Annotated in this window: 19 protein-coding genes; 4 read left to right on the forward strand and 15 right to left on the reverse strand. The window is 57.3% G+C overall.

The genetic code is table 11. The features are described 5' to 3' along the window. The first annotated feature begins 126 nt into the window (after positions 1-126). Both KGP21_RS11775 and KGP21_RS11780 read left to right on the forward strand, forming a co-directional pair. On the forward strand, positions 127-1,293 hold the full coding sequence (locus tag KGP21_RS11775) for an MFS transporter (protein ID WP_059200428.1): 1,167 nt from the start codon (positions 127-129) through the stop codon (positions 1,291-1,293). Positions 1,294-1,361: 68 nt separating this feature from the next. After that, positions 1,362-1,940 (forward strand): ATP-dependent Clp protease proteolytic subunit, encoded by a 579-nt coding sequence (locus KGP21_RS11780; protein WP_059200429.1) that lies wholly within the window; start codon positions 1,362-1,364, stop codon positions 1,938-1,940. Positions 1,941-2,001: 61 nt separating this feature from the next. On the opposite strand, the gene KGP21_RS11785 is transcribed toward KGP21_RS11780, so the two are convergent. The 15 genes from KGP21_RS11785 to hydN all read right to left on the reverse strand — a co-directional run bounded on the left by KGP21_RS11785 (position 2,002) and on the right by hydN (position 18,849). Further along, the gene (locus KGP21_RS11785; protein ID WP_223538266.1) at positions 2,002-3,231 is read right to left on the reverse strand and encodes an O-antigen ligase; all 1,230 of its coding nucleotides are present in this window, start codon (positions 3,229-3,231) and stop codon (positions 2,002-2,004) included. 19 nt (positions 3,232-3,250) lie between these two features. Then, positions 3,251-4,408, reverse strand: coding sequence for a putative lipopolysaccharide heptosyltransferase III (rfaQ, locus tag KGP21_RS11790; RefSeq protein ID WP_223499626.1), 1,158 nt, complete (start codon positions 4,406-4,408; stop codon positions 3,251-3,253). Between the two features lie 292 nt (positions 4,409-4,700). Continuing rightward, entirely contained in the window at positions 4,701-6,845 is a 2,145-nt protein-coding gene (gene fdhF / locus KGP21_RS11795) for a formate dehydrogenase subunit alpha (RefSeq protein ID WP_081050626.1), read from the reverse strand. A gap of 172 nt (positions 6,846-7,017) precedes the next feature. Next, positions 7,018-7,470 carry a hydrogenase maturation peptidase HycI gene (gene hycI, locus KGP21_RS11800; protein ID WP_223538268.1) on the reverse strand — a complete coding sequence of 151 codons (453 nt, stop codon included), beginning with the start codon at positions 7,468-7,470 and terminating at the stop codon, positions 7,018-7,020. Beyond that, positions 7,467-7,883 (reverse strand): formate hydrogenlyase maturation HycH family protein, encoded by a 417-nt coding sequence (locus KGP21_RS11805; RefSeq protein ID WP_021804853.1) that lies wholly within the window; start codon positions 7,881-7,883, stop codon positions 7,467-7,469. The genes hycI and KGP21_RS11805 overlap by 4 nt, the downstream gene beginning before the upstream one ends. Further along, entirely contained in the window at positions 7,873-8,658 is a 786-nt protein-coding gene (locus KGP21_RS11810; RefSeq protein ID WP_223501273.1) for an NADH-quinone oxidoreductase subunit B family protein, read from the reverse strand. Before KGP21_RS11810 ends, KGP21_RS11805 begins: the two co-directional genes overlap by 11 nt. A gap of 1 nt (position 8,659) precedes the next feature. Further along, complete coding sequence (hyfH, locus tag KGP21_RS11815) at positions 8,660-9,205, reverse strand: hydrogenase 4 subunit H (RefSeq protein ID WP_059200435.1); 546 nt, start codon at positions 9,203-9,205, stop codon at positions 8,660-8,662. A 10-nt stretch (positions 9,206-9,215) separates the two neighbouring features. After that, positions 9,216-11,006 carry an NADH-quinone oxidoreductase subunit C gene (locus tag KGP21_RS11820; protein WP_172413960.1) on the reverse strand — a complete coding sequence of 597 codons (1,791 nt, stop codon included), beginning with the start codon at positions 11,004-11,006 and terminating at the stop codon, positions 9,216-9,218. Beyond that, positions 10,949-12,532, reverse strand: a complete 1,584-nt coding sequence (locus KGP21_RS11825; RefSeq protein WP_223499627.1) for a hydrogenase 4 subunit F — start codon at positions 12,530-12,532, stop codon at positions 10,949-10,951. Before KGP21_RS11825 ends, KGP21_RS11820 begins: the two co-directional genes overlap by 58 nt. Positions 12,533-12,536: 4 nt before the next feature. Next, positions 12,537-13,187, reverse strand: coding sequence for a hydrogenase 4 membrane subunit (gene hyfE / locus KGP21_RS11830; protein WP_024529686.1), 651 nt, complete (start codon positions 13,185-13,187; stop codon positions 12,537-12,539). Positions 13,188-13,198: 11 nt separating this feature from the next. Then, positions 13,199-14,656, reverse strand: a complete 1,458-nt coding sequence (locus KGP21_RS11835) for a hydrogenase 4 subunit D (protein ID WP_305801149.1) — start codon at positions 14,654-14,656, stop codon at positions 13,199-13,201. Between the two features lie 17 nt (positions 14,657-14,673). Then, complete coding sequence (locus tag KGP21_RS11840; protein WP_021804846.1) at positions 14,674-15,624, reverse strand: respiratory chain complex I subunit 1 family protein; 951 nt, start codon at positions 15,622-15,624, stop codon at positions 14,674-14,676. A 12-nt stretch (positions 15,625-15,636) separates the two neighbouring features. Beyond that, positions 15,637-17,652: a hydrogenase 4 subunit B gene (hyfB, locus tag KGP21_RS11845; protein ID WP_223538271.1), complete on the reverse strand. Its 2,016-nt coding sequence runs from the start codon at positions 17,650-17,652 to the stop codon at positions 15,637-15,639. Between the two features lie 2 nt (positions 17,653-17,654). After that, positions 17,655-18,275, reverse strand: coding sequence for a 4Fe-4S dicluster domain-containing protein (locus KGP21_RS11850; protein WP_021804844.1), 621 nt, complete (start codon positions 18,273-18,275; stop codon positions 17,655-17,657). Between the two features lie 31 nt (positions 18,276-18,306). Then, on the reverse strand, positions 18,307-18,849 hold the full coding sequence (gene hydN / locus KGP21_RS11855; protein WP_179253201.1) for an electron transport protein HydN: 543 nt from the start codon (positions 18,847-18,849) through the stop codon (positions 18,307-18,309). Between the two features lie 671 nt (positions 18,850-19,520). On the opposite strand from hydN, the gene hypA reads away from it, so the two are divergent. Both hypA and KGP21_RS11865 read left to right on the forward strand, forming a co-directional pair. Next, positions 19,521-19,865: a hydrogenase maturation nickel metallochaperone HypA gene (hypA, locus tag KGP21_RS11860; protein WP_021804842.1), complete on the forward strand. Its 345-nt coding sequence runs from the start codon at positions 19,521-19,523 to the stop codon at positions 19,863-19,865. Positions 19,866-19,880: 15 nt separating this feature from the next. Next, complete coding sequence (locus KGP21_RS11865) at positions 19,881-20,174, forward strand: HypC/HybG/HupF family hydrogenase formation chaperone (protein ID WP_059200441.1); 294 nt, start codon at positions 19,881-19,883, stop codon at positions 20,172-20,174. Positions 20,175-20,309: the final 135 nt, after the last annotated feature.

Consider the following 20,309-nt stretch of genomic DNA (forward strand, 5'->3'; position numbering starts at 1 on the left):
TATTAATTGGTAAGATAACAATGACAAGGAAGTCCTTATGACCTATGTAACCAGTATTGGCATCCTCTTATGCATGGCGATATCTCTCATTTTTTCCATCACTGAATTACGGGAGGGTTAATTACCATGTCTTTTATAGTTTATCTGCTCGGTGCTGGCATTTTCGCGCTCACGACCAGCGAATATATGGTTTCAGGATTAATGCCTGAATTATCGGCGGAGTTTAACGTGTCATTTCCGGCCATTGGCTATCTGGTGACGATCTATGCTGGCACGATGGCTATTGGTGGACCACTGCTGACGGTGGGTCTACTCAAAGTCTCCCGGAAAAATGCGTTGCTCGGGTTAATTGCCTTGTTCATCGTTGGCCAAGTCATTGGTTCTATGGCACAAGGTTATAACATCATGGTTGTTGCACGGGTCATCACCGGTATTGCCGCTGCGGCGTTCTTCGGTGTGGCGCTGACAACCTGCGCTGAACTTGTTGACCAGAAGCTGTTTGCCCGGGCGGCGTCAGTAGTCCTCGGCGGTTTAATGGTGGGGACCGTGTTCGGTCTGCCAGGCGCGACTTTGCTGGGGGAATGGTTCGGCTGGCGCGTGAGCTTCATGGCCGTGGCCGTCATTGCCTTACTGGTTGGGCTGCTGGTCATTAAGGTGATGCCAGCGATGCCAGCGCCATCAGGTACGTCATCGCTGAGATCGGAATTGGCCGCGTTCAAAAGCGGTAAACTGTGGGGGATCTACGCAACCAGCCTGCTGCTTATTGGCGCGACTTTCGCTGGCTTCACCTACTTCGTACCGATCCTGACCGATATCAGCGGCTTCTCACCGGCAACGGTGCCACTCCTGCTCGTCATCTACGGCCTTGCAACGCTGGTAGGGAACACTATCGTGGGCCGGCTGGCTGATGCGCATACCATCGCGGTGATTGTTGTCGGCCTGGTGGCAACGATTGCTGCTATGGTTATCTTTGCCATGTTCGGCCAAATCAAAGCGGTTGCCGTGGCGGCGCTGGTGGTGATTGGCCTGACGGGGGTGTCGATGAATCCAGCTTTGGTGACGCGTGGCGCGCGGGTTGGCCGGAACAACATGTTGGTTAATTCGGTACATACGGCCTGCATTATGCTGGGTGTTATGGTTGGTTCCTGGATTGGCGGAGTAGGTATCAGCGCAGGACTGGGCTTACCGGGAGCATTATGGATTGGTGCCGGCTTGGCGATATTGGCCCTGGCGACTCTGGCGCCAGAATTCAGGGCTACTCGCTCACCAGTCATTAGTCATCCGGTTGAGTAAAGTGCTGCACTAACCACGGACCCCGAGCTTGATGGCGGGGACGATCCATAAAACAGACGAGGTATAAGATGGCAGAAAAAACGGCAATAAGTCCCCCTCAGCGCGATGGCTTTTTGGACGAGAGAACCTTCAAGTCGCGAACTATCTTGTTGTTTGGGGAAATCAACGACACGGTGGCCTACAATGTCGTCAAGCAACTGGTGGCGCTGTCCGACGAGGCTTGCGAGCCGATTAATTTCCTGATTTGTTCACCAGGCGGCCATGTAGAGTCGGGTGATGTGATCCACGATGTCGTCCGCTTTATTAGTGCCCCTGTCAATATGATCGGCAGCGGTTGGGTAGGGAGCGCCGCAGTTAATGTGTTCTTGGCGGTCCCCAAGGAACGCCGCTTCTGTTTGACCAATACCCGTTTTCTGATCCACCAGCCTAGCGGCGGTATTGGCGGTCAGGCTACCGATGTGGCACTTCAGGCCAGAGAAATTATCCGCATCAGGGAAAGGATCGCGGCCTTGATCGCCAGCCAAACCGGGCAGAAGCTGGAAAAGGTTTTGCACGATATTGAGCGCGATTTTTGGATGCCAGCGGCAGAAGCGATCGACTATGGCCTGGTGTCAAAAGTCATTGTCAGCGAAAAGGAAATAACCTAAGCATCGCTGACCGGTCCTGCATTGCAGTACCGGTCAGCCAGTGACGGCATTTCCACAGACCTTAACGTCGAGCAGGATCTGGCTGGGACGAAGCAACTCGGTAGCCTGCCAGCACGGCAGCCAACACCATAAACAGATGCCCCTCGGCGGAATCGAGCAGGAACGAGTTGAACAGGTGGCAGGCCAGATAACTACCGAGCACGGCAACCAGCAGGTTGCGGCAGGCTGTTGGTTGCCGCCAGGCTGCTCGGAAGCAGCACCACATCCACCCCAGAAACAGCGCCAGCCCCAGCAAGCCATTTTGTACCGTTTCCAGCAGGTATTCATTGTGCGGGTTATGCACGCCGTAACCGGTCTGCGCATTACCATACCAGAAACTCCCGGCCCCGTTACCCAGCAGTGGGGCCTGTTTTATCAGGCGCAGCGATTCGCGGGCAAAGGCGGTGCGCTGTCCCATCGAGTTGTCGCAAGCCTGATAGGCCTGCTCTGCCGGGGCCAACACGCAATTGCGTACCTCAGCAAGGCCGAGCGTCAGGCGCTCCGTCGCTCTATTGGGGATAAAAATCAGCATAATGGCCAGCAGCAAACCACAGGCTAGTACCCCCAGCCGCTGCCAGCGGGGTAGCGTCAGCAGTAACCAAAGCCCCACGCCGACCAATAGCGCCACATAGCCGGTACGCCCCTGTACCATCAGCAGTACGTTCGCCGTTGCCAGTAGAACCAATGCCCCATAGCACCAACGCAGCACACCTGATTGCGCAAAAGCACGGGTTAGCCATATCAATGCAGCAAACGCCATAAACACGTTCTGGGTTATCTGCAGTTTAAACACCGTTGGATTCTGTGGATCGAGGCCACCCAGCGTTACATGCCCGACCCCCGAAATCAGGCTGATCGCCAGTATCACGGCATTGGCGATCAGAAAACCGCTGATAAAGCGGGTGATAAGCCTGGAGTCGGTGATAAAGAACAGTGCCAAGGGCAACACAAACAGTAGCTTTTGATACTTGCCGACCATCTTCGGGCCGTATTCGTGGTGCTGGGTCAATAACGAGGCGGCCAGCAGTGCAAACATCAATGCGGGCAGCCATACCAGCGGTTGTTTGAGCAAAGGCATCAGGTGGCGAAAGTCACGCTGCCACAGCAGACATAGCGCCGCTAACACCAGCGAAGCATTCATCAGCGCATTGGAGGTCGGCAGGGATACGCCGAGCAAAAATGCCGTGAAGCCAAATAGCCGAAGGCGGGCAGGGGAGAGTAACGATACGGAATAGGGTTCGGTGGATGGCATGGAGTGGCTCAAATCAGGGTTAATTAAACACGGTGTCATTCACTGTGCGGGAAGTTGGGATTTCCAAGCAGGTGAGCTGGCGGTTTATGGCCCGGATAACCTCACTGGCGGGAATGGCGTCCAGATAACGTTCCGGGGTAGCGGTGTTCACCTCGTCGGGGTGGGGTAATGAGCGGTAGTTGCCTGCCCATAACAGGATGTGCGGAGCCTGCCAGGGCGACCACTGTTGCAGATTGCTGGGGCCGAACAGCACGACGGAAGGCGTCTGCAGGGCGGCGGCCATATGCATCGCTACCGAATCCACCCCGATAAACAGCTTCGCCCGATCGATCAAGACGGCAAGCTCCGGCAGGTCCAGGCGACCGGCCAGATTGACCACCCGTTGTGGCATGGCGCAGTGGGCCAGAATAGTGGCTATCAGGGCGATCTCATCGGCAGAACGCCCGCAGGTCAGCACCACGGTTTCTCCGCTGGCGGTGAGATGGTCGATAACCCGTGTGAATCCCGCCACCGACCAGGTTTTGAACGCCCAGCGCGCAGTAGGCTGGATCAGCACGAAATCCGTCAGGTGATGATGTTGGCTGAGGCGGTCAATCTCATCGACATCGCGCTGCCGGTAAGCCTGGGTCACCTTGGTTTCCAAGGTGGGTAAGGCCAATGGGGACAGAATCGAGAGGTTATTGAGCACGGTGTGCCGTTGGTTATGTCCGTCCACCGGCACCAACAACGAATGACAAGCCCGCCACAGCCGGTTATTACGCTTGGGGTAAGCAAACCCCAGGCTGAACGTCGGTTTGAGAAAGCGACAATACAACGCCGCCCGCCACTGGTCGGACAGATTAATCACCAGGTCGTAGTGGCCAGTGTTGAGACTGTTCCACAGGGCTTGCTCACCGCGATACTGTGCCTTGCAGCTCTGCCGTTTTAGGCTGCGATCGACGGTATAGGTCAGATAGACATCCCGATTGCCCGCCAGCATCGCCTCGGTACCGTCATACACCAGCACGTCAATCAGGGCGTTGGGGTAATTGGCGCGCAGCGTACTGAGCAACGGGGTAGTTAGCAGGACATCACCAAAGTGACGCAGCTTGATCACCAGGATGCGCTGTACCCGATCGCGGTGCAGTAGTCCGTTGGGCAAGCGACGGTCAGGTAACACGGCCTTGCCAGCACTCATCGCGAACGTCATATTTTGCTGATATATCCCAGAGAACGATAAAAGGCGATCTTATAGGTGGCGGAAAGACAAAGATAATTGGTTGTACAGATCAATAAGATCAGACCGATCGTTGAAAACGATCAATCCTTTATAAAGTAAGGGGGTATTGTGCGGGGGTGTGAGCCACGGGATAAATCGTCTATTGGGAATTTTAGTATGGCAGCCACTGGCAGAAGTGTGAGGATGAATAGCGGGTGGTGAGAGATGCGTGGAAAGCCGAACCTCGTCCTTGAGGTTCGGCTTTTACAGATTAGCCCGCAGCGGCCTCGCGGAGGCGCTGTTTGATCTTGCTGTACTCCTGCTGAACATAGTGTTCTGCCTGCCCTTGATCCTTAATGGGCTCAATCTGCACGGCACAGTATTTGTATTCCGGCGTTTTGGTTATCGGGCTGAGGTTTTCCGCCACCAGCTCGTTACAGGCACCGATCCACCATTGGTAGGTCATGTAGATCGCACCCCGGTTAGGACGTTCGCTGACATTGGCACGGGTAATGACTTTGCCCTGACGTGAACGTACCCACACCAAGGCCTGATCCTCAATCCCTAGCCGTGCGGCGTCTTCCGAGTTGACCTGTACATAGCCTGGTTCATCGGCCAACGCGACCAGTGCCTTGCAGTTGCCGGTCATCGAACGGCAGGAGTAATGGCCCACTTCGCGTACTGTCGACAGCACGAACGGGAACTCATCGCTGAGCTGATCGATCGGCGGAGCCCATTCACAGGTAAAGAACTCTGCTTTGCCACCGGGCCGAGAGAATTCCCCGCCTTCGTACAGATAAGGGGTACCTGGGTGATCCAACGTTGGGCATGGCCACTGAATGTAGGCCAGATCCGCCATCTTCTCGTAGGTAGCGCCATAGTAGAGTGGGCACAGCTCGCGCAGTTCGTCCCAGATTTCCTGCGTGTTGTTGTAGTGCATCGGGTAACCCATGGCCGTCGACATCAGGCTGATGATCTGCCAGTCCGTCTTCACATCGCCCACCGGCTCCACCGCCTTATAGAAGCGTTGGAAGCCGCGGTCTGCCGCGGTATACACCCCTTCATGCTCGCCCCAGGAGGTTGCCGGGAAAACAACGTCGGCAATTGCGGCGGTTTTGGTCATGAAGATATCCTGCACAATCAGCAAATCCAGCTTCTCAAAGGTTCTACGGATGGTGGCTAAATCCGGCTCCGTTTGCAGCGGATCTTCCCCCATGATGTAGTGCGCTTTGAGTTTGCCATGGTCGATATTGTGCGGCACTTCGCTCAACGCATAGCCGATCTCGGCTGGCATCGCGTCGATCCCCCATGCGTTGGCAAACCTTTCCCGTGCCTCGGCATCCGTGACCTGGAAATAGCCGGGCAGGGTGTTTGGCAACGCGCCCATATCACAGGCACCCTGAACGTTATTCTGCCCGCGCACCGGGTTAACCCCGACGTTCGGCTTGCCCAGGTTACCGGTCAGCATCGCCAGGCTGGTCAGCGCTCGCACGGTTTCCACGCCCTGATAGAACTGGGTGACGCCCATGCCCCACAGGATGGTGGCCGTCGGCGCGCTGGCATACATGCGTGCCGTTTCACGGATTTGCTGGGCGGTGAGGCCCGTGGTTTTTTCAACCGACTCCGGTGGGTAGTCCGCCACGATGGCGCGATACTCATCGAACTGCTCGGTATGCTGCTCAACAAACGCCTGATCGTACAGGTTCTCCTCAATCATCACATGAGCGAGCGCGTTGATCAGGGCGATGTTGGAACCGTTTTTCAACGGTAAATGGATATCCGCAATACGCGCCGTTTCGATATAGCGCGGATCGCAAACAATGACTTTGGCTCCTTTCTCCTTCGCCTTGAGAATGCGGCGGGCGACAATAGGATGTGAGTCCGCGGCGTTATAGCCGAAGACAAAAATACACTGGGTATCCTCAATCTCGCAGATTGAGTTACTCATGGCGCCGTTACCGACCGATCGCTGCAGACCTGCAACCGAGGGGCCGTGTCAGACGCGTGCGCAACAGTCGATATTGTTGGTACCGACGGTGGCGCGAGCAAATTTCTGCATCACATAGTTGGCTTCGTTACCGGGCCCACGTGAGGAACCGGTCGTCATAATCGCATTCGGGCCGTATTTCTCTTTAACGGCCAGCAGGCGTGAACTGGCGAACTCAATGGCCTCTTCCCAGGACACCGACTCCAGTTTGCCACCTCGTTCCCGCCTGATCATCGGCGTTTTCAGCCGTGGCGTCAGGATCTTGGTATCGTGAACGAAATCCCAGCCGTAATACCCTTTCAGGCATAGCTCGCCCTGATTGGTCACGCCGTTAGCGCCTTCGGCCTTAACGATCCTGCCGTTGTCGACTATCAGGTTGATTTTGCAACCTGAAGCGCAATAGGGGCAGACCGTGATGACTGTTTTCATCTCCAGCACTCCTTGTTTAAACCTGTTCGACATTGCTCAACACGCCACTGGGCCTGAAAATCTCCCCGGTGACGAAAAATGTGTCTCACTTATTTGAAGCATAAATTGTGCCACGCTGACTTGATGTGGATTAATGGCACGCCTGTATTACTCGATAATCATTGGCAGAGGTTTACAACTGCTCAAAACCTTCTCCCGTATCCCATATTGATAACCGCTGATAAATCACCCGTACCGCCTGCATCACTTTCTCCGTCATCGGGAAATAAAACATCACCACGTCCGGCTGAACGCCGAGAAATATCACTTCCTCAATATCCTCACGTAGCTGGTCGATCAGGAAATTGAGCGGCATATTGTGGGTGCTCATAAAGAACATCTCGGCAATATCGTCAGGATTGACGATACGGATTTCGCCAGGAGCCAGCTCCATATCGGTGGTATCGACAATCACCAACCGGCTGGGCTTAAGATCGCGGATCTGATGCGTGACGTTTTCGGGGGTGGAACCGCCGTTGACGGCGATCCAACCCTCGATTGGCGCGTCAGCCATCATTTCGGCCAGCAATGGCCCGGCACCGTCGTCACCCATCATGCTATTGCCTACGGTAAGGATGACATTCATGGGGTCGTCACCTTTTTCACAATCAGATAGATAGCAGGCTCGCGCTCAATCTCGGCGAGCAGGCCGAGCAGCTTGGTACTCCATTCGCTAAAGGGCGCCGGTTGGCTATCAATCAACGGGGCCAGAGCATTGGCCAGCAGGCTGGTGTGGGTGGAGTCGATGGTGATTTCGCCAAAGGTCAGCAGGCCACGCATCTTGCGTTGGGCCTCACCTTCCGGGAACAGCTCAACCCAGGCTTGATATTGCGGCAATGGGCAGCTCAACTCGGTGTTCAGGCAGTCAATCACCCCCACGTGATGGCCAATCGCCAGCGAGTAATACATCACCTGCTGCGCCTGGGCAGGCATGTCGTCATCGCTATCAAGAAACTTCTGGCGTAACGACCAGAACACCGCCTTACCTTCATTTTGCATGGGTCAGCTCCTGTTGCAGGCAATCAATCAGGCAAGCGACAATCTCGCGCAGACGAGGGTCGTTTTCCTGTTTCAACCATTCTTCCAGGCGCAACGTGGCCGCATCCATGCTGGCTCCGGCCAACAGGGAGAGGAAACGGTCACTGATGATGCGGCCTTGGTAGTAGCCCGCCAGACGGCGTGCCTCGCGTTCAATCAGTACGCGGGTATGCAGTGGGATGCCCGGCAGCAGCAATGCTGCCTTTTCGCCTACCTGCTCAAGGTGGTTTTCGCCCTTCAGCTTTTGCTCCAGCAGGCCCAGGGCCACGGCAAAGCCGTAGAGAGTAGCGGCGGGCGTCGGTGGGCAACCAGGGATCCACACGTCAATCGGTACGATAGACTCACTGCCGCCCCAGACGCAGTACAGATCGTGGAAAATCCCGCCGCCACAGCCGCAGGCCCCGTAAGAGATACAGATTTTTGGATCGGGTGCCGATTCGTAAGCTCTGAGCGCGGGCACGCGCATGGCCCGGGTGACCGCGCCGGTAAACAGCAGAATATCGGCATGGCGCGGTGAGGGGACCACCTTGATGCCAAAACGCTCGGCATCAAATACCGGCGTGATGGCGGAGAAGATCTCGATCTCACAGCCGTTGCAGCCGCCGCAGTCCACGCGATAAACGTAGGCCGAGCGTTTGATATCCTTCAGCAGCTTGCTTTTGAGTTTGGCGGTCTGTTCATCAACGGTGATCGGCGTGCTGCGGTGATGATTAACCTTGATATCGGGCATCGTCATATTATTTCGCTCCCGCCAGCTGGCTCAGTTTCATTGGCCGATGTTGGCTCAGAGCCTGTTTACGCTTGCAAGCGGGGCAGGTCTCGAACTGGGGCCGTAAGGCCTCAATGCCGTCGGTGCCCATACCCGCGTGGGCCAGTAACGCCAGGGCGTAATCCACCGATTTGGTTGGCGTAAAGGGCTGCTGGCAACTGCGGCAGTTGAGCAGGGTAAAGGTGGCGCGGATATACAGATCGGGTTTGTGCATCACCGCCATTTCAAACTCTTCCGACAGCCGGATCGCCCGCGTCGGGCAAACTTCTTCACAGCGTGCGCAAAAGATGCAACGGCCAATGAACAACTGCCAGACGCGCTCGCCGCTGGCCTCATGGGTTTCCATGGTTAATGCATTGGCCGGGCAGGCCACGGTGCAGGCACCACAGGCGATACACTGCTCAGGATCGTACTCTGGCTTGCCACGAAACCCCGGGCACACTTCCAGCGGCTTAAACGGGTATTTCACCGTGACTTCACCGGCCTTCAGGATGGTTTTAAACAGTTTCAGCATGCTGTCTCCCTCACTTGCACGGTGAATGGGTGCGTTCGATCCCGTAGCGTTCAATCTCCTTGTACGGTACGGTCTTCGCTTTGCGCTTGTTGATATCGATCAGCGTGACGCGGTCGGTACAGGAGTAGCAGGGATCGAGGCTGCCGATAATCAGCGGGGCATCGGAAACCGTATTACCGCGCAGCATATAACGCAGCACCGGCCAGTTGGCGTAGGTGGCCGCCCGGCAGCGCCAGCGGAACAGTTTCTGGTTATCCCCCAGCATGCTCCAGTGGATATCTTCACCGCGCGGGGCTTCGGCATAGCCCAAGGCAAACTTGTGCGGCTGGTAGCGGAAACCTTCGGTGAGCAGCGGGCCGCCCGGCAGGTTATCCAGGCCGTATTCGATCATCGCCAGCGAATCCAGCACTTCCTGCACGCGTACCATCACTCGTGAATACACGTCGCAGCCGTCGAAGGTGAACAGCGTTTTCGGCAACGAACCGTAGTTGGCATAAGGATGGTCAAAGCGCATATCGCGTTTGAAGCCGCTGGCGCGGATCATCGGCCCCACCGGGCTGTAGTCGCGAGCGATCTGCCGATCCAACAGGCCAATGCCTTTGGTGCGCTGCTCGATATTCGGCGTGGCGAGCAGCATCTCAACCAGTTGCGTCACGTCTGCGCGCATCTCATGGATCAGCTTGATGGTTTTAACTCGCTGTTCTTTGAGGATATCGCGGCGCACGCCGCCGATCAGGTTGAGCCCATAGGTTTTACGCGATCCGGTCAATAGCTCCGCCATGGTCATCGACTTTTCACGCACGCGGAAGAACTGCATAAAGCCGGTATCGAAACCGACAAAGTGGCTGGATAGCCCGATGTTCAGCAGGTGGCTGTGCAGCCGTTCGACCTCCAGCAGAATGCTGCGGATGGCATGGGCGCGGGGTGGTACATAGATCCCCAACGCATTTTCCACCGAGGTGGTGTAGGCCACGCTGTGGGTAAAGCCGCAGATCCCGCAGACCCGGTCGGAAAGGAAGGTGACCTCCTGATAGCCCATACGGGTTTCGGCCAGCTTCTCCATGCCTCGGTGCACGTAGAACAGCCGATAGTCGGCATCGACAATGCGCTCGCCGTCAACAAACAGGCGAAAATGCCCTGGCTCGTCGGAGGTAATGTGCATTGGCCCGATCGGCACCACGCGCGACTCGCCGGTGGCCGCATTTTCAAACGGGTAGGTTTCCACATCGGTGGTTGGCTCAGGGCGCTGGCGGTAATCCATGGTGTCTTTACGCAGCGGGTACAGATCGTCTGGCCAGTCGTCCGGCAGCACCAGACGGCGCTCGTCCGGCAACCCTACTGGGATCAAACCGTACATATCGCGGATTTCACGCTCGCCCCACACGGCGGCGGGAACGCGTGGGGTAACCGACGGAAACTCCAGCGTGATGGCGCTAACCTGAGCCTTGACGGTGATAAAACACTTTTCTCCTTCCTCCATCGACAGCACGTAGTAGACGGCGAAGTCCCCGGTCAAGGTACGTTCGTCATTGCCAAACAGCACCGGCAACCAACCGCCTAGCTGATAATAGAGGTATTCCACAATCTCGGGTAATGAGTTCAGCTTGACCGTGATGGTGACCTGGTTGGCGGTTTGCCACTCGGCATCCAGCAGGGCGGAGGGGAACTTCTCGCGCACTTTGGCCAGGTAGCCTTTGCCGAGTTTCTCGTCGTTGTTGAGGGTCAATACGTGGGTTTCGTAGCTCACTTTACTTCTCCTGCCTGAGGTTCGGCCGCAGAGGAATGATTCTGAACGGCCCATGGCCAGCTCAGTGGCTGGGCATGAGTGCCAGGCTTGTTGTTCATCACGATGTGGACCGCGTTTTCCAGCAGTCGGCTGACCGGTTGCGGGATATGGGTGCCCATTACCAGCATCAATACCAGCAGGATCAGCATCGGTAAGGTCGTCAGTATCCCCAGTTCGCCTTTGTTGACCTCTTCTGGCTTGTCGCCGAACAGCACGCTGGCCACCATGCGGACCAAACCGGCCAACACCACCGTCAGCAGCAGCAACAAGACGATGGTCAACGTAATATGGCCAGCCGCCAGCCCGGCGGTGACCGTCATAAACTCACTGAGGAAAATGTTGAACGGCGGCATACCGCCCAGCGCCAAGGCCCCCCCGGCCAGCAGCACGGCACTGAACGGCATGCATTTCAGCATCCCTTTCACCACGGTAATATCGCGGGTGCCGTACTTCAGCAGTACGTTGCCGGAGCCGCAGAACAGCAGGGTTTTTGCCAGGCTGTGGTTCAGGGTATGCAGCAGCGCCGCCAGAATACCCAGCGGACCACCGATGCCGATCGCCACGGCGATCAGCCCCATGTTCTCTACGCTGGAGTAGGCTAGCAGCCGTTTGATATCGCGCTGCACCAGAATAAAGAAGGCCGCCACCGCGACGGAGAGGAAGCCAAACACCATCAACAGCGTGCCGGTAAAGTCATGGCCCAGCGTGGTGCTGATAATGATGTAGTAACGGATAATGATCAGCAGCGCGCAGTTGAGCAGCACGGCAGAGAGCAGGGCGCTGGTGGGGCTTGGTGCCTCACTGTGGGCGTCCGGTAGCCAGGCATGCATCGGGAACAGCCCGGTTTTGGTGCCAAAGCCAATCAGGATGAACACAAACGCCAGATGCATCAGCATCGGATCCAACTGCGTGGCGTGCTTGAGCACTTCCGTCCAGAAGATGGCGTCGTTGGGATCGGGCATAAAGCTGGCCGCGTTGGCGTATACCAGAATGGTACCGAACAGTCCGAAGGCCACCCCGACGGTACAGATAATGATGTACTTCCAGGCCGCCTCCAGCGAGGAACTCTGCCCGTACAACCCCACCAGAAACGCCGAGCTGAGCGTGGTGGCTTCGATGGCCGCCCACATCAGGATCAGGTTATTGCTGGTGATCACCAGCAGCATGGTGAACAGGAACAGATGGAAGAAGCCGTAGTAGTGGCACAGCGTCGCTACCGATATCTCGCCTTCATCGACCTCATGGCGCATATAGCCAATAGAGTAAAGCCCGGTAAGGCAGCCGATGATGCCGAGGATCGCCAGGAACAGGGCGCTGAGGCTATCCAGGTGCAGCCAGCGCCCGGCAGCCAGAATATCGCCTTGCTGGTACACTTGCATCACCACCCACAGGGAAATCGCCAGCAGCAGCATGATACCGACAAAGTGCAGCAGCGTAACGCAGGCCCGTGCCGCATTGCCCAGCAACCGACAAGCAAAGGTCAACAGCGAGAAGGCCAGCGGCGTCAGCAGTAATAGAAACAGCATGGTGGAATTATTCATCATCTCACCCCTTCAACGCCGTCAGTTGTTCAACATTCAGCGTGTTGAGCGTGCGGTAGATTTTGCGCGCCAGCACGGCCATCACGATCACCGCAAAAATGGCATCGGTGGCGATGCCAATCTCCACCAGCTCCGGCGCGCGATTCGCCAGCAGCGCCAGCGTCAGGTGCGATCCGTTTTCCATCAGGCAGTAGCCAAACACCTGTTTGAGGATGTTGCGTTGGGTGACGATACACAGCAGGCCGAGCATAAAATGCCCCAGCGATACCGCCAGCGCCGGTTTCAGCGAGGCCAACAATGGCACCTGCACCGGCTCCACCACAAACCAGCACAGCAGCACGATCACCGCCGCAGCCAGCATCAGCATCACCGGGCCGATCAGGCTGCCGTTCGCCGAGGGATCGTCCATTTTGCGAAAGGCATAGGCCATGATCACCGGCACCAGCACCACCTTGGTGATAAAGGCGCTGATCGCCCACAGCGTGAGCTGGTGGGCGCCCAGGGTTTGCCCTAGCGTAAAGAAGATCAGCACCAGTAGCAGCGACTGCAAGGCATAGAGCCAGCACGAGGCCACGGGCCGTTTGGCGCCAATCACCAGCAGCGAGGTGACCATCATCAGCCCCGCGAGGTTATTGACGATCAGTGAACCAGTCATAATCAACTCCCTTATCCAAGCCAGGCGACGGCAATCACGCTGGAACCTACCGACATCGCGATCAGAATCACTAGCACCACGCTCATCACCAGCGGCAGCGGAGCGGCCTGTGCCACCTCATCACTGGGTTTGCCGGGAATAACGCGCCCAAACCAATAGATGAACCAGGCAAAGCTGGCGACCGACTCGATCAGCACCAGTACCATCAGCGGCGTCATCAGCCAGAACTCGCGCGACAGTGCAAAACCGGCGGCAAAAATCGGGAACTTGCTGAAGAAGCCGTTAAACGGCGGCACCCCGGTGATCGCCAGCGCGGCCACGCAGAATCCTACGCCCAGCAGCGGCATCTTGTTCATCACGCCCTGCAAGCGGGGCAGCATCCGGGTGCCGCAGCTGTAGCTCAGTGCTCCGGCCACCAGGAAGAACAGGCTCTTGGCAAACGCGTGGTTAAAGATGTAGGCCACGCCGCCAAGAAAGGCGGTTTTAGAGCCAAAGATGGAAATGGATAACGCCAGGAAGATATAGGAGAGCTGGGTGATGGTGGACCAGGCCAGCAGGCGCTTCATATCCTTTTGCGGCAGGTACATCAGGAAACCGTAAATCAGGGTGATAGTCGCCATGACGATGCCGACCCAGCCGATAATATGCGGCACAGAGTCCGCAGAAAGGATGGCGCGGGCATAGATGTAGACGCCCACTTTCACCATAGAGGCGGCGTGCAGATAGGCGCTCACCGGGGTAGGGGCTTCCATGGCATCGGGTAGCCAGGCCTGCAACGGAAGCTGGGCCGATTTCCCCCAGGCCGCGAACAGGATGCCACCAAATACGACCAGGCTGGCCGTACCGTTGAGCTGCGCAATGGCGCTCAGAGCGAAGGTGCCGGTATTGAGGAACAGCGTCGCTGCCGCCAGGTATAAGCCGATTGAGGCAATATGGGTGATTAGCAGGGCCTTCATGGCCGAGCGCTGTGCTTTCGGCGTCTGGTAGTAGCTAATCAGCCCCCAGGAACAGCCGCCGGTGATCTCGAAGAACAGCAACTGCCCCAGAATGGTGGAGGACATTACCAGCCCGGCCATCGCGCCGATAAAGATCAGCAGAAAAGCGTAATAGCGGTTGCTGCCCTCATGGGGATGTTCGCGGTTGGCCGTGGTGAGGTAACCGGTGGAATACAGGCTGACCAGCAGGCCAAGAAACACCACCGCGAAGACAATCAGCGTGCTGATGCGGTCGATGATAAAACCGAACAGCGCCACGTTGCCGTATTGCAGCAGCGTGATGGTCGTATCCGCCTTGCCATGGGCCAGGAATAACCAACCGATAATTACCGTCCCCAGCGTGGCCAGCAGCGCAAACAGGGTACAGATCCACTTGGCCATCCGTTGCGGCACACAGGCCGTCAGCAGCGCGCCGATAAACGGCAGCAACAGCGTGGCGAGGGCGGTATATTGCAAACAGAGCGTATTTTCCATAATGGGTTTCCTGGCGGCTACAGACCGGTTAGATAAAAGACAAAGGCCAGCGCCGCTACGCCAAAACCGAGCCAGGTAACGTGATGCGTCAACAAGAACCGCCCACGCGCCAAGGTATTTTCAACAATGGAGGCGATGACAAACACCGCCAGCAGTTTGGCCAGCATGATGACTGCCGCCAGCGCCAGCGCGGGCACCGTCAGTTCCACCGCCTTGCCAAAGGGAATAAACACCGCCAGGAACAGCTCGGCCACTACCACCTGCTTGAGACCTATCCCCCATTTCACCAGCGCCAGGCCGGAGCCGGAGTATTCGGTCAGCGGCCCTTCCTGAAGTTCCTGTTCCGCCTCTGCCACGTCGAAGGGGATTTTGCCCATTTCGATAAACGCGGCGAAACCGCAGGCCAGCATGGCCAGCAGGGTGGCCGTTGGAGAACTCCATCCTTCGGTCAGGGTGACGCTGATGGTGCCGATATTGGTGGAACCGGCAATCAACGCCACCACCAATAACGCCAGGATCAGCGTAGGTTCTACCAATACGCCCAGCGTCAGTTCGCGGCTGGCCCCGATCCCGGCAAACGGGCTACCGGTATCCAGACCAGACAGCGAGAAGAAGAAGCGAAACAGTGCGAACAGATAGAGCAGGGTGATCAAGTCTCCCGCACCGGCAAACGGCGACGTCCGCGTGACGATGGGCAGCGTCATCGCCACCAGCAACATGCTGCTCAGCAGTACATAAGGCATCACGCGGAAGATGGCGCCCGACTGCGCCGGAGCCACCTCCTGGCGCTTGAACAGCTTGCCCATATCGCGGTAGTCCTGCCAAATGCCGGGGCCACGGCGCGAGTGCATCCGGGCGCGGATTTGGCGGGAGATCCCGGTGAACAGCGGCGCGAGCGCCAGCATTATCAGCGCCTGCATCAGCGCGAAGAGTCCCATCATTAACGACGGTGTTTCCTGCATCGACATGCTATTTCTCCCTTAAACCGCGACAAGCAACAGCAGGATCACCAAGGCGATCACCACATACAGGCAATAGAAGCGGAAGTCACCGCTCTGCATGCCCTGCAACCGCACCCCCAGGCGTTGAGAGGCCTTGACCAGCGGATGGATGATCCAGTCATCCCAGAACGGCTCGGCGCGGGTTGCCCCTGCGGTTGTCTGTTCCAGTGCTCGCGCTAATGCCGGAGTTGGATCGAGCTGCTTGCGCAGACGGTATAGCGAGGCAAACATGGCGCGCAGTGGCTGGGTAAAGCCCCCGGCGGATACCGCCATCGCCTGCTCCCAGTTGTAGCCGCAGGCCCAAGGGTCGCCACGGCGGCGGAAGTTAGACTGATTGCTTTTCAGCAGGAGATACACCGCCAATGGGATCAGCGGCAGAGCGAGCAGCAGGATAAAGGTCAATGCTGGTGACAGCATGGCTTGGCTGGCCAGTTGCGGCACCAGCATGGAACCTTGCACGACGGTGACGTCATGAGTGCCAACCTGCGTCATGGCAACCTGCGCCAACACAGGTGCGACCACGCTGGCTCCCACGCCGAGCAGTACGCACAGCAGGGCCAACAACAGCATGGAGACCGTCATCTGCCATGGCACTTCGCGAGCCTGCACCGCTTTTTCACTGCGCGGGCCGCCGCAGAAGCTGACGCCGTAGACCTTGACGAAACACATCGCCGCCAGCGCCCCGGTGATCGCCAGCATCACCATGGCAATCGGGCCGCTGAGACGCATCACAAAGTTGCCGTCGTGGCTCATGGAAAACAGCGATTGGTAGGTGTACCACTCGCTGATAAAACCGTTCAGTGGCGGCAGGGCGGAGATCGACATACAGCCGATCAGGAATGCCAGCCCAGTGAGCGGCATCAGCTTCGCCAGGCCGCCCATTTGTTCCATATCGCGGGTATGTACACGCCAAATCACGGCACCAGCACCCAGGAACAGCAAACCTTTAAACACCGCATGGTTGAGCAGGTGATACAGCGCGCCGAGTAGGCCCAACGCCGCCATCACCGGGTGTCCGCTAGCCATACCGACCATCGCCACGCCCACGCCCATTAAAATGATGCCGATGTTCTCCACCGTGTGCCAGGCCAGCAGGCGTTTGATATCGTGCTCGGCCAACGCATACAGCACTCCCAACACCGCAGACACCGCGCCGAAGGCTAGTACCACGATGCCCCACCACATTTCGGTGGCCCCCAGCAGATCGATCCCGACCTTGATGATGCCGAAGATGCCGATCTTCACCATCACGCCGGACATCAGCGCTGAAGCATGGGAAGGGGCAGCCGGGTGGGCGCGTGGTAACCAACTGTGTAGCGGCAGCATCCCCGCTTTGGCCCCAAAGCCAAAGAAGGCCAGCAGGAACACCACCGACGCCATCCAAGGGGAAAGCGACAGCGAACGGAAGGAATCAAAGTCCAGGCTGCCGCTCTGCCGCCACATCAGGAAGAAGGCGATCATGATCAGCACCGAACCGGCGTGGGCGATAAAGAAGTACAGCAAACCGGCGCTGATGGATTCGTCATCCTGATCGGCGATCACCAGGAACCAGGAGGCCAGCGACATCATTTCGAACAGGATAATGAAGTAGAACGCATTATCCATCACCACCAGCCCGACCATCGAGGCGATAAACAGGTTCATAAAGAACCCCATGCTCGCGGCGCCTTTGCCGCGATACTCCTGCACATAGGCGATGGAATACAACGCGCAAACGGTGACCAGCAGCGAAATCACTACCAGCATAAAGGCCGCCAGCGAGTCCATGCGCACCACAAAGGCGGCAAACGAGAACAGGCCAGGGGTAGAGAAGGTGAGGGTTTGCCCGCTTAACAGGACCGGGACGGCGCTGCACAACCCTAACAGGCCACCCATTATCGCGCTGATGCCCGCCAGCAAAATGGCGAGGCGCTCCCGGCGAAACAGCAGCAGTGATAACACGCCACCGGCGACATACATCACCAAGGCCCAAAACAGTAGAGTGAGAGAGTCCATGATTATTTCTGCCCCCTGACGAGAGAAGGAGAGGATGGCCAGCCGATCGCGACCTGGCCGGCTCGCGCCAAACGCCGGGCCTGCGCTTCCTGCTCAAGCTGCTGCTCATCGATGATATGCAGGGCATTGGTTGGGCAGATGCGCACGCATTCTGGCCCATCGGCGAGGAAGGCGCAGAGATCGCACTTCACCGCTACCGTTTTGATCCCGGCATTCCAGGACAGATAGGGCGATTGGTTTGCGGGGCTGGTTGGCACGTCGGGCAGCAGTTCTGCCGGGACGTACTGCTCAAACATCGACGGGATATTGACTGGCCCGCTGCCCGCCGGCGTAATTGCACCGAACGGGCAGGCCAGGCCACATAGCTTGCAGCCAATGCACAGGGTCTCATTCAGCTCTATGGCATGCTCGCCGTGCGTGATGGCATTGACCGGGCAAACGCGCGCACAAGGGGCGTCTTCACATTGGCGGCAAAGTATCGGCGCCGTTTGTTCTCCGACCCGGGTCACCGTCAGCCTGGGATGCGACTGTAGTCCTTCGGCCTTATGCACCTCGGTACAGGCAGCCATGCAGGTATTGCATCCGATACAGTGTTGAGGCTCCGCAATAACAAAGCGGTTCATGGCCGTTCCTCCGACAGAAAGCGGTTCATGCTTATATCGCCAACGACAGTGGATTGAGGGCGGCGCGGCGGCGTTTCTCTGCGTTCATTTTTTGCAGTAGCTGTTGGTCCACACAGAGCAACGCATCGGTGGGGCAAAACTCCATACAGGCCGGGCCATTGGCACGTCCGGTGCAGAGATCGCACTTGTGCGCTTCCGCCTTCTCGGCGGTGGGGAACATCAAGGCATTACCCTGATGGGCCACCGGGCGGGTGACCACTTCCATCACTCCGTATGGGCAAGCCATGACGCAGGCTTTACAGCCGATGCAACGCTCCTGCGTGACCTTGACCATGCCGTCGCTCTGGCTGATGGCCCCGTTGGGACAAACGCTGGCGCAGGGGGCATCATCACACTGACGACACAGCACCACGGTGCTGACATTGCCGCCTTTCAGCAGATGCAGGCGAGGCGTGAAGTTGGCGGCATCCAGCGCCGAGACATCCTGGTTTTGGCTATGGGCCACTACGCAGGCGATCTCACAAGTACGGCAGCCGATGCATTTTTGCGGATCGGCCATGATAAACCTGTTCATCAGTCACTCCTGATTACCTTCCATCGTTAAACCCCAGGCGGCGAGCCTGTAGGTCTGTGCTGCCGTTAGCTATACACAAAACGTGCCAAGCCTAATAAATTGATATAAAACAGTTGGTTGTGATTTTATGTGTCGCGCATGAACGGCGGATGGGCATAAACGACGAAGCGGGAGGGGATATTCGTCACGTTCCGCCAGGGTTGGCGTCGTCACTTCGTCATTTTTGTCGAAATCGGTAGCAAAAATGACGGTTTGCCCCTCACCCCAACCCTCTCCCACGGGGAGAGGGAGCCGATCGGCGTTGTCGATAAGTGCGGGAATAAAGTTGCGGCTTGTTAAGTCAATTTTCCTGTGGAGGGGGAGTTAAATTGGCGCTGTGGTCGATCACGGGACTTAATTTGCGTCTCGGACTGTCCCCTCTCTTAGGGGAGAGAGAGCTGATAACCCCTACTCTGTTGGGAGAAGGGCTGTCATATCAGCAACCTCGGTCGCCCCCTTTAGCGAAGGTGAGTCAGCCGGTGCTTATGAAGGATCACTATACTTTCAGCCCAACTCGATCGGTTCCCTCTCCCTGTGGGAGAGGGTTAGGGTGAGGGGCCATGGGATCACCTTGGCACCGTAATTGCACTAGCTGAAGCATCGGTGATTAATCGCCGAACAACGGAGCCCAGATGCATGAAATAACCCTGTGCCATCATGCGATGGAAATGATGCAGCAACATGCCCGGCAACATCAGGCCCGGCGCATTACCGCCGTCTGGTTTGAGATCGGCGCATTCTCCTGCGTGGAGGCGGAGTCGCTGAGGTTCTGCTTCGACATGGTTTGTCGCGGCACCTTGGCCGAAGGCTGCGAGTTATATCTGCTCGAACAACAGGCACAGTGCTGGTGTCACGACTGCCGGGCGGATGTCCAGTTGCTGGTTCCCCAGGTCCTGGTCTGCCCGCAATGCGGCGGGCGCAACCTGCGGGTGCAGGCGGATGACGGCTTGCAACTCAAGCGCCTGGAAATTGAATAACCAAGAGGAAAAGGCATGTGTATAGGCATTCCCGGTAAGGTTGTGGCGCTGGACGCAAACCAACCCCAGCACGCCTGGGTTGACGTCTGCGGTGTGCAACGAGAAGTGAATATTGCCCTGGTGTGTCAGGACGATGAACCGCCAGAAGCGCTTATCGGTAGCTGGGTGTTGATCCATGTTGGCTTTGCCATGAGCCGCCTGGATGAGCACGAAGCACAGGAAACCTTGTCGGCACTGCAGGCTATGGGGGAAGTGGAGCAGGATGTTGCGTTGTTCCTGGCAGGTGAGACCGAGCAGGAACGGAGATAAATTGTGCTATCCCCGGCAAATGATATTCCTGTTGCGGTGTTTTGTTGATCCGGTCGGGAGAAATTACCATTAACAAACCTTACTCTTTGTGGGGATGTTCGCTGGCAATAATCTTCGTGACTCAGACAAGTGATA

Source organism: Serratia sp. JSRIV004 (genome assembly GCF_019968705.1).
Lineage (GTDB): Bacteria > Pseudomonadota > Gammaproteobacteria > Enterobacterales > Enterobacteriaceae > Chania > Chania fonticola_B.

What these genes read in the sequence shown, in the direction of transcription:
- KGP21_RS11775 (WP_059200428.1), top strand. Translation starts at nt 127, where the DNA reads ATGTCTTTTATAGTTTATCTGCTCGGTGCTGGCATTTTCGCGCTCACG.
- KGP21_RS11780 (WP_059200429.1), top strand. Translation starts at nt 1,362, where the DNA reads ATGGCAGAAAAAACGGCAATAAGTCCCCCTCAGCGCGATGGCTTTTTG.
- KGP21_RS11785 (WP_223538266.1), bottom strand. Translation starts at nt 3,231, where the DNA reads ATGCCATCCACCGAACCCTATTCCGTATCGTTACTCTCCCCTGCCCGC.
- rfaQ (WP_223499626.1), bottom strand. Translation starts at nt 4,408, where the DNA reads ATGAGTGCTGGCAAGGCCGTGTTACCTGACCGTCGCTTGCCCAACGGA.
- hycI (WP_223538268.1), bottom strand. Translation starts at nt 7,470, where the DNA reads ATGAATGTCATCCTTACCGTAGGCAATAGCATGATGGGTGACGACGGT.
- KGP21_RS11805 (WP_021804853.1), bottom strand. Translation starts at nt 7,883, where the DNA reads ATGCAAAATGAAGGTAAGGCGGTGTTCTGGTCGTTACGCCAGAAGTTT.
- KGP21_RS11810 (WP_223501273.1), bottom strand. Translation starts at nt 8,658, where the DNA reads ATGACGATGCCCGATATCAAGGTTAATCATCACCGCAGCACGCCGATC.
- hyfH (WP_059200435.1), bottom strand. Translation starts at nt 9,205, where the DNA reads ATGCTGAAACTGTTTAAAACCATCCTGAAGGCCGGTGAAGTCACGGTG.
- KGP21_RS11820 (WP_172413960.1), bottom strand. Translation starts at nt 11,006, where the DNA reads ATGGGCCGTTCAGAATCATTCCTCTGCGGCCGAACCTCAGGCAGGAGA.
- KGP21_RS11825 (WP_223499627.1), bottom strand. Translation starts at nt 12,532, where the DNA reads ATGAATAATTCCACCATGCTGTTTCTATTACTGCTGACGCCGCTGGCC.
- hyfE (WP_024529686.1), bottom strand. Translation starts at nt 13,187, where the DNA reads ATGACTGGTTCACTGATCGTCAATAACCTCGCGGGGCTGATGATGGTC.
- KGP21_RS11835 (WP_305801149.1), bottom strand. Translation starts at nt 14,656, where the DNA reads ATGGAAAATACGCTCTGTTTGCAATATACCGCCCTCGCCACGCTGTTG.
- KGP21_RS11840 (WP_021804846.1), bottom strand. Translation starts at nt 15,624, where the DNA reads ATGTCGATGCAGGAAACACCGTCGTTAATGATGGGACTCTTCGCGCTG.
- hyfB (WP_223538271.1), bottom strand. Translation starts at nt 17,652, where the DNA reads ATGGACTCTCTCACTCTACTGTTTTGGGCCTTGGTGATGTATGTCGCC.
- KGP21_RS11850 (WP_021804844.1), bottom strand. Translation starts at nt 18,275, where the DNA reads ATGAACCGCTTTGTTATTGCGGAGCCTCAACACTGTATCGGATGCAAT.
- hydN (WP_179253201.1), bottom strand. Translation starts at nt 18,849, where the DNA reads ATGAACAGGTTTATCATGGCCGATCCGCAAAAATGCATCGGCTGCCGT.
- hypA (WP_021804842.1), top strand. Translation starts at nt 19,521, where the DNA reads ATGCATGAAATAACCCTGTGCCATCATGCGATGGAAATGATGCAGCAA.
- KGP21_RS11865 (WP_059200441.1), top strand. Translation starts at nt 19,881, where the DNA reads ATGTGTATAGGCATTCCCGGTAAGGTTGTGGCGCTGGACGCAAACCAA.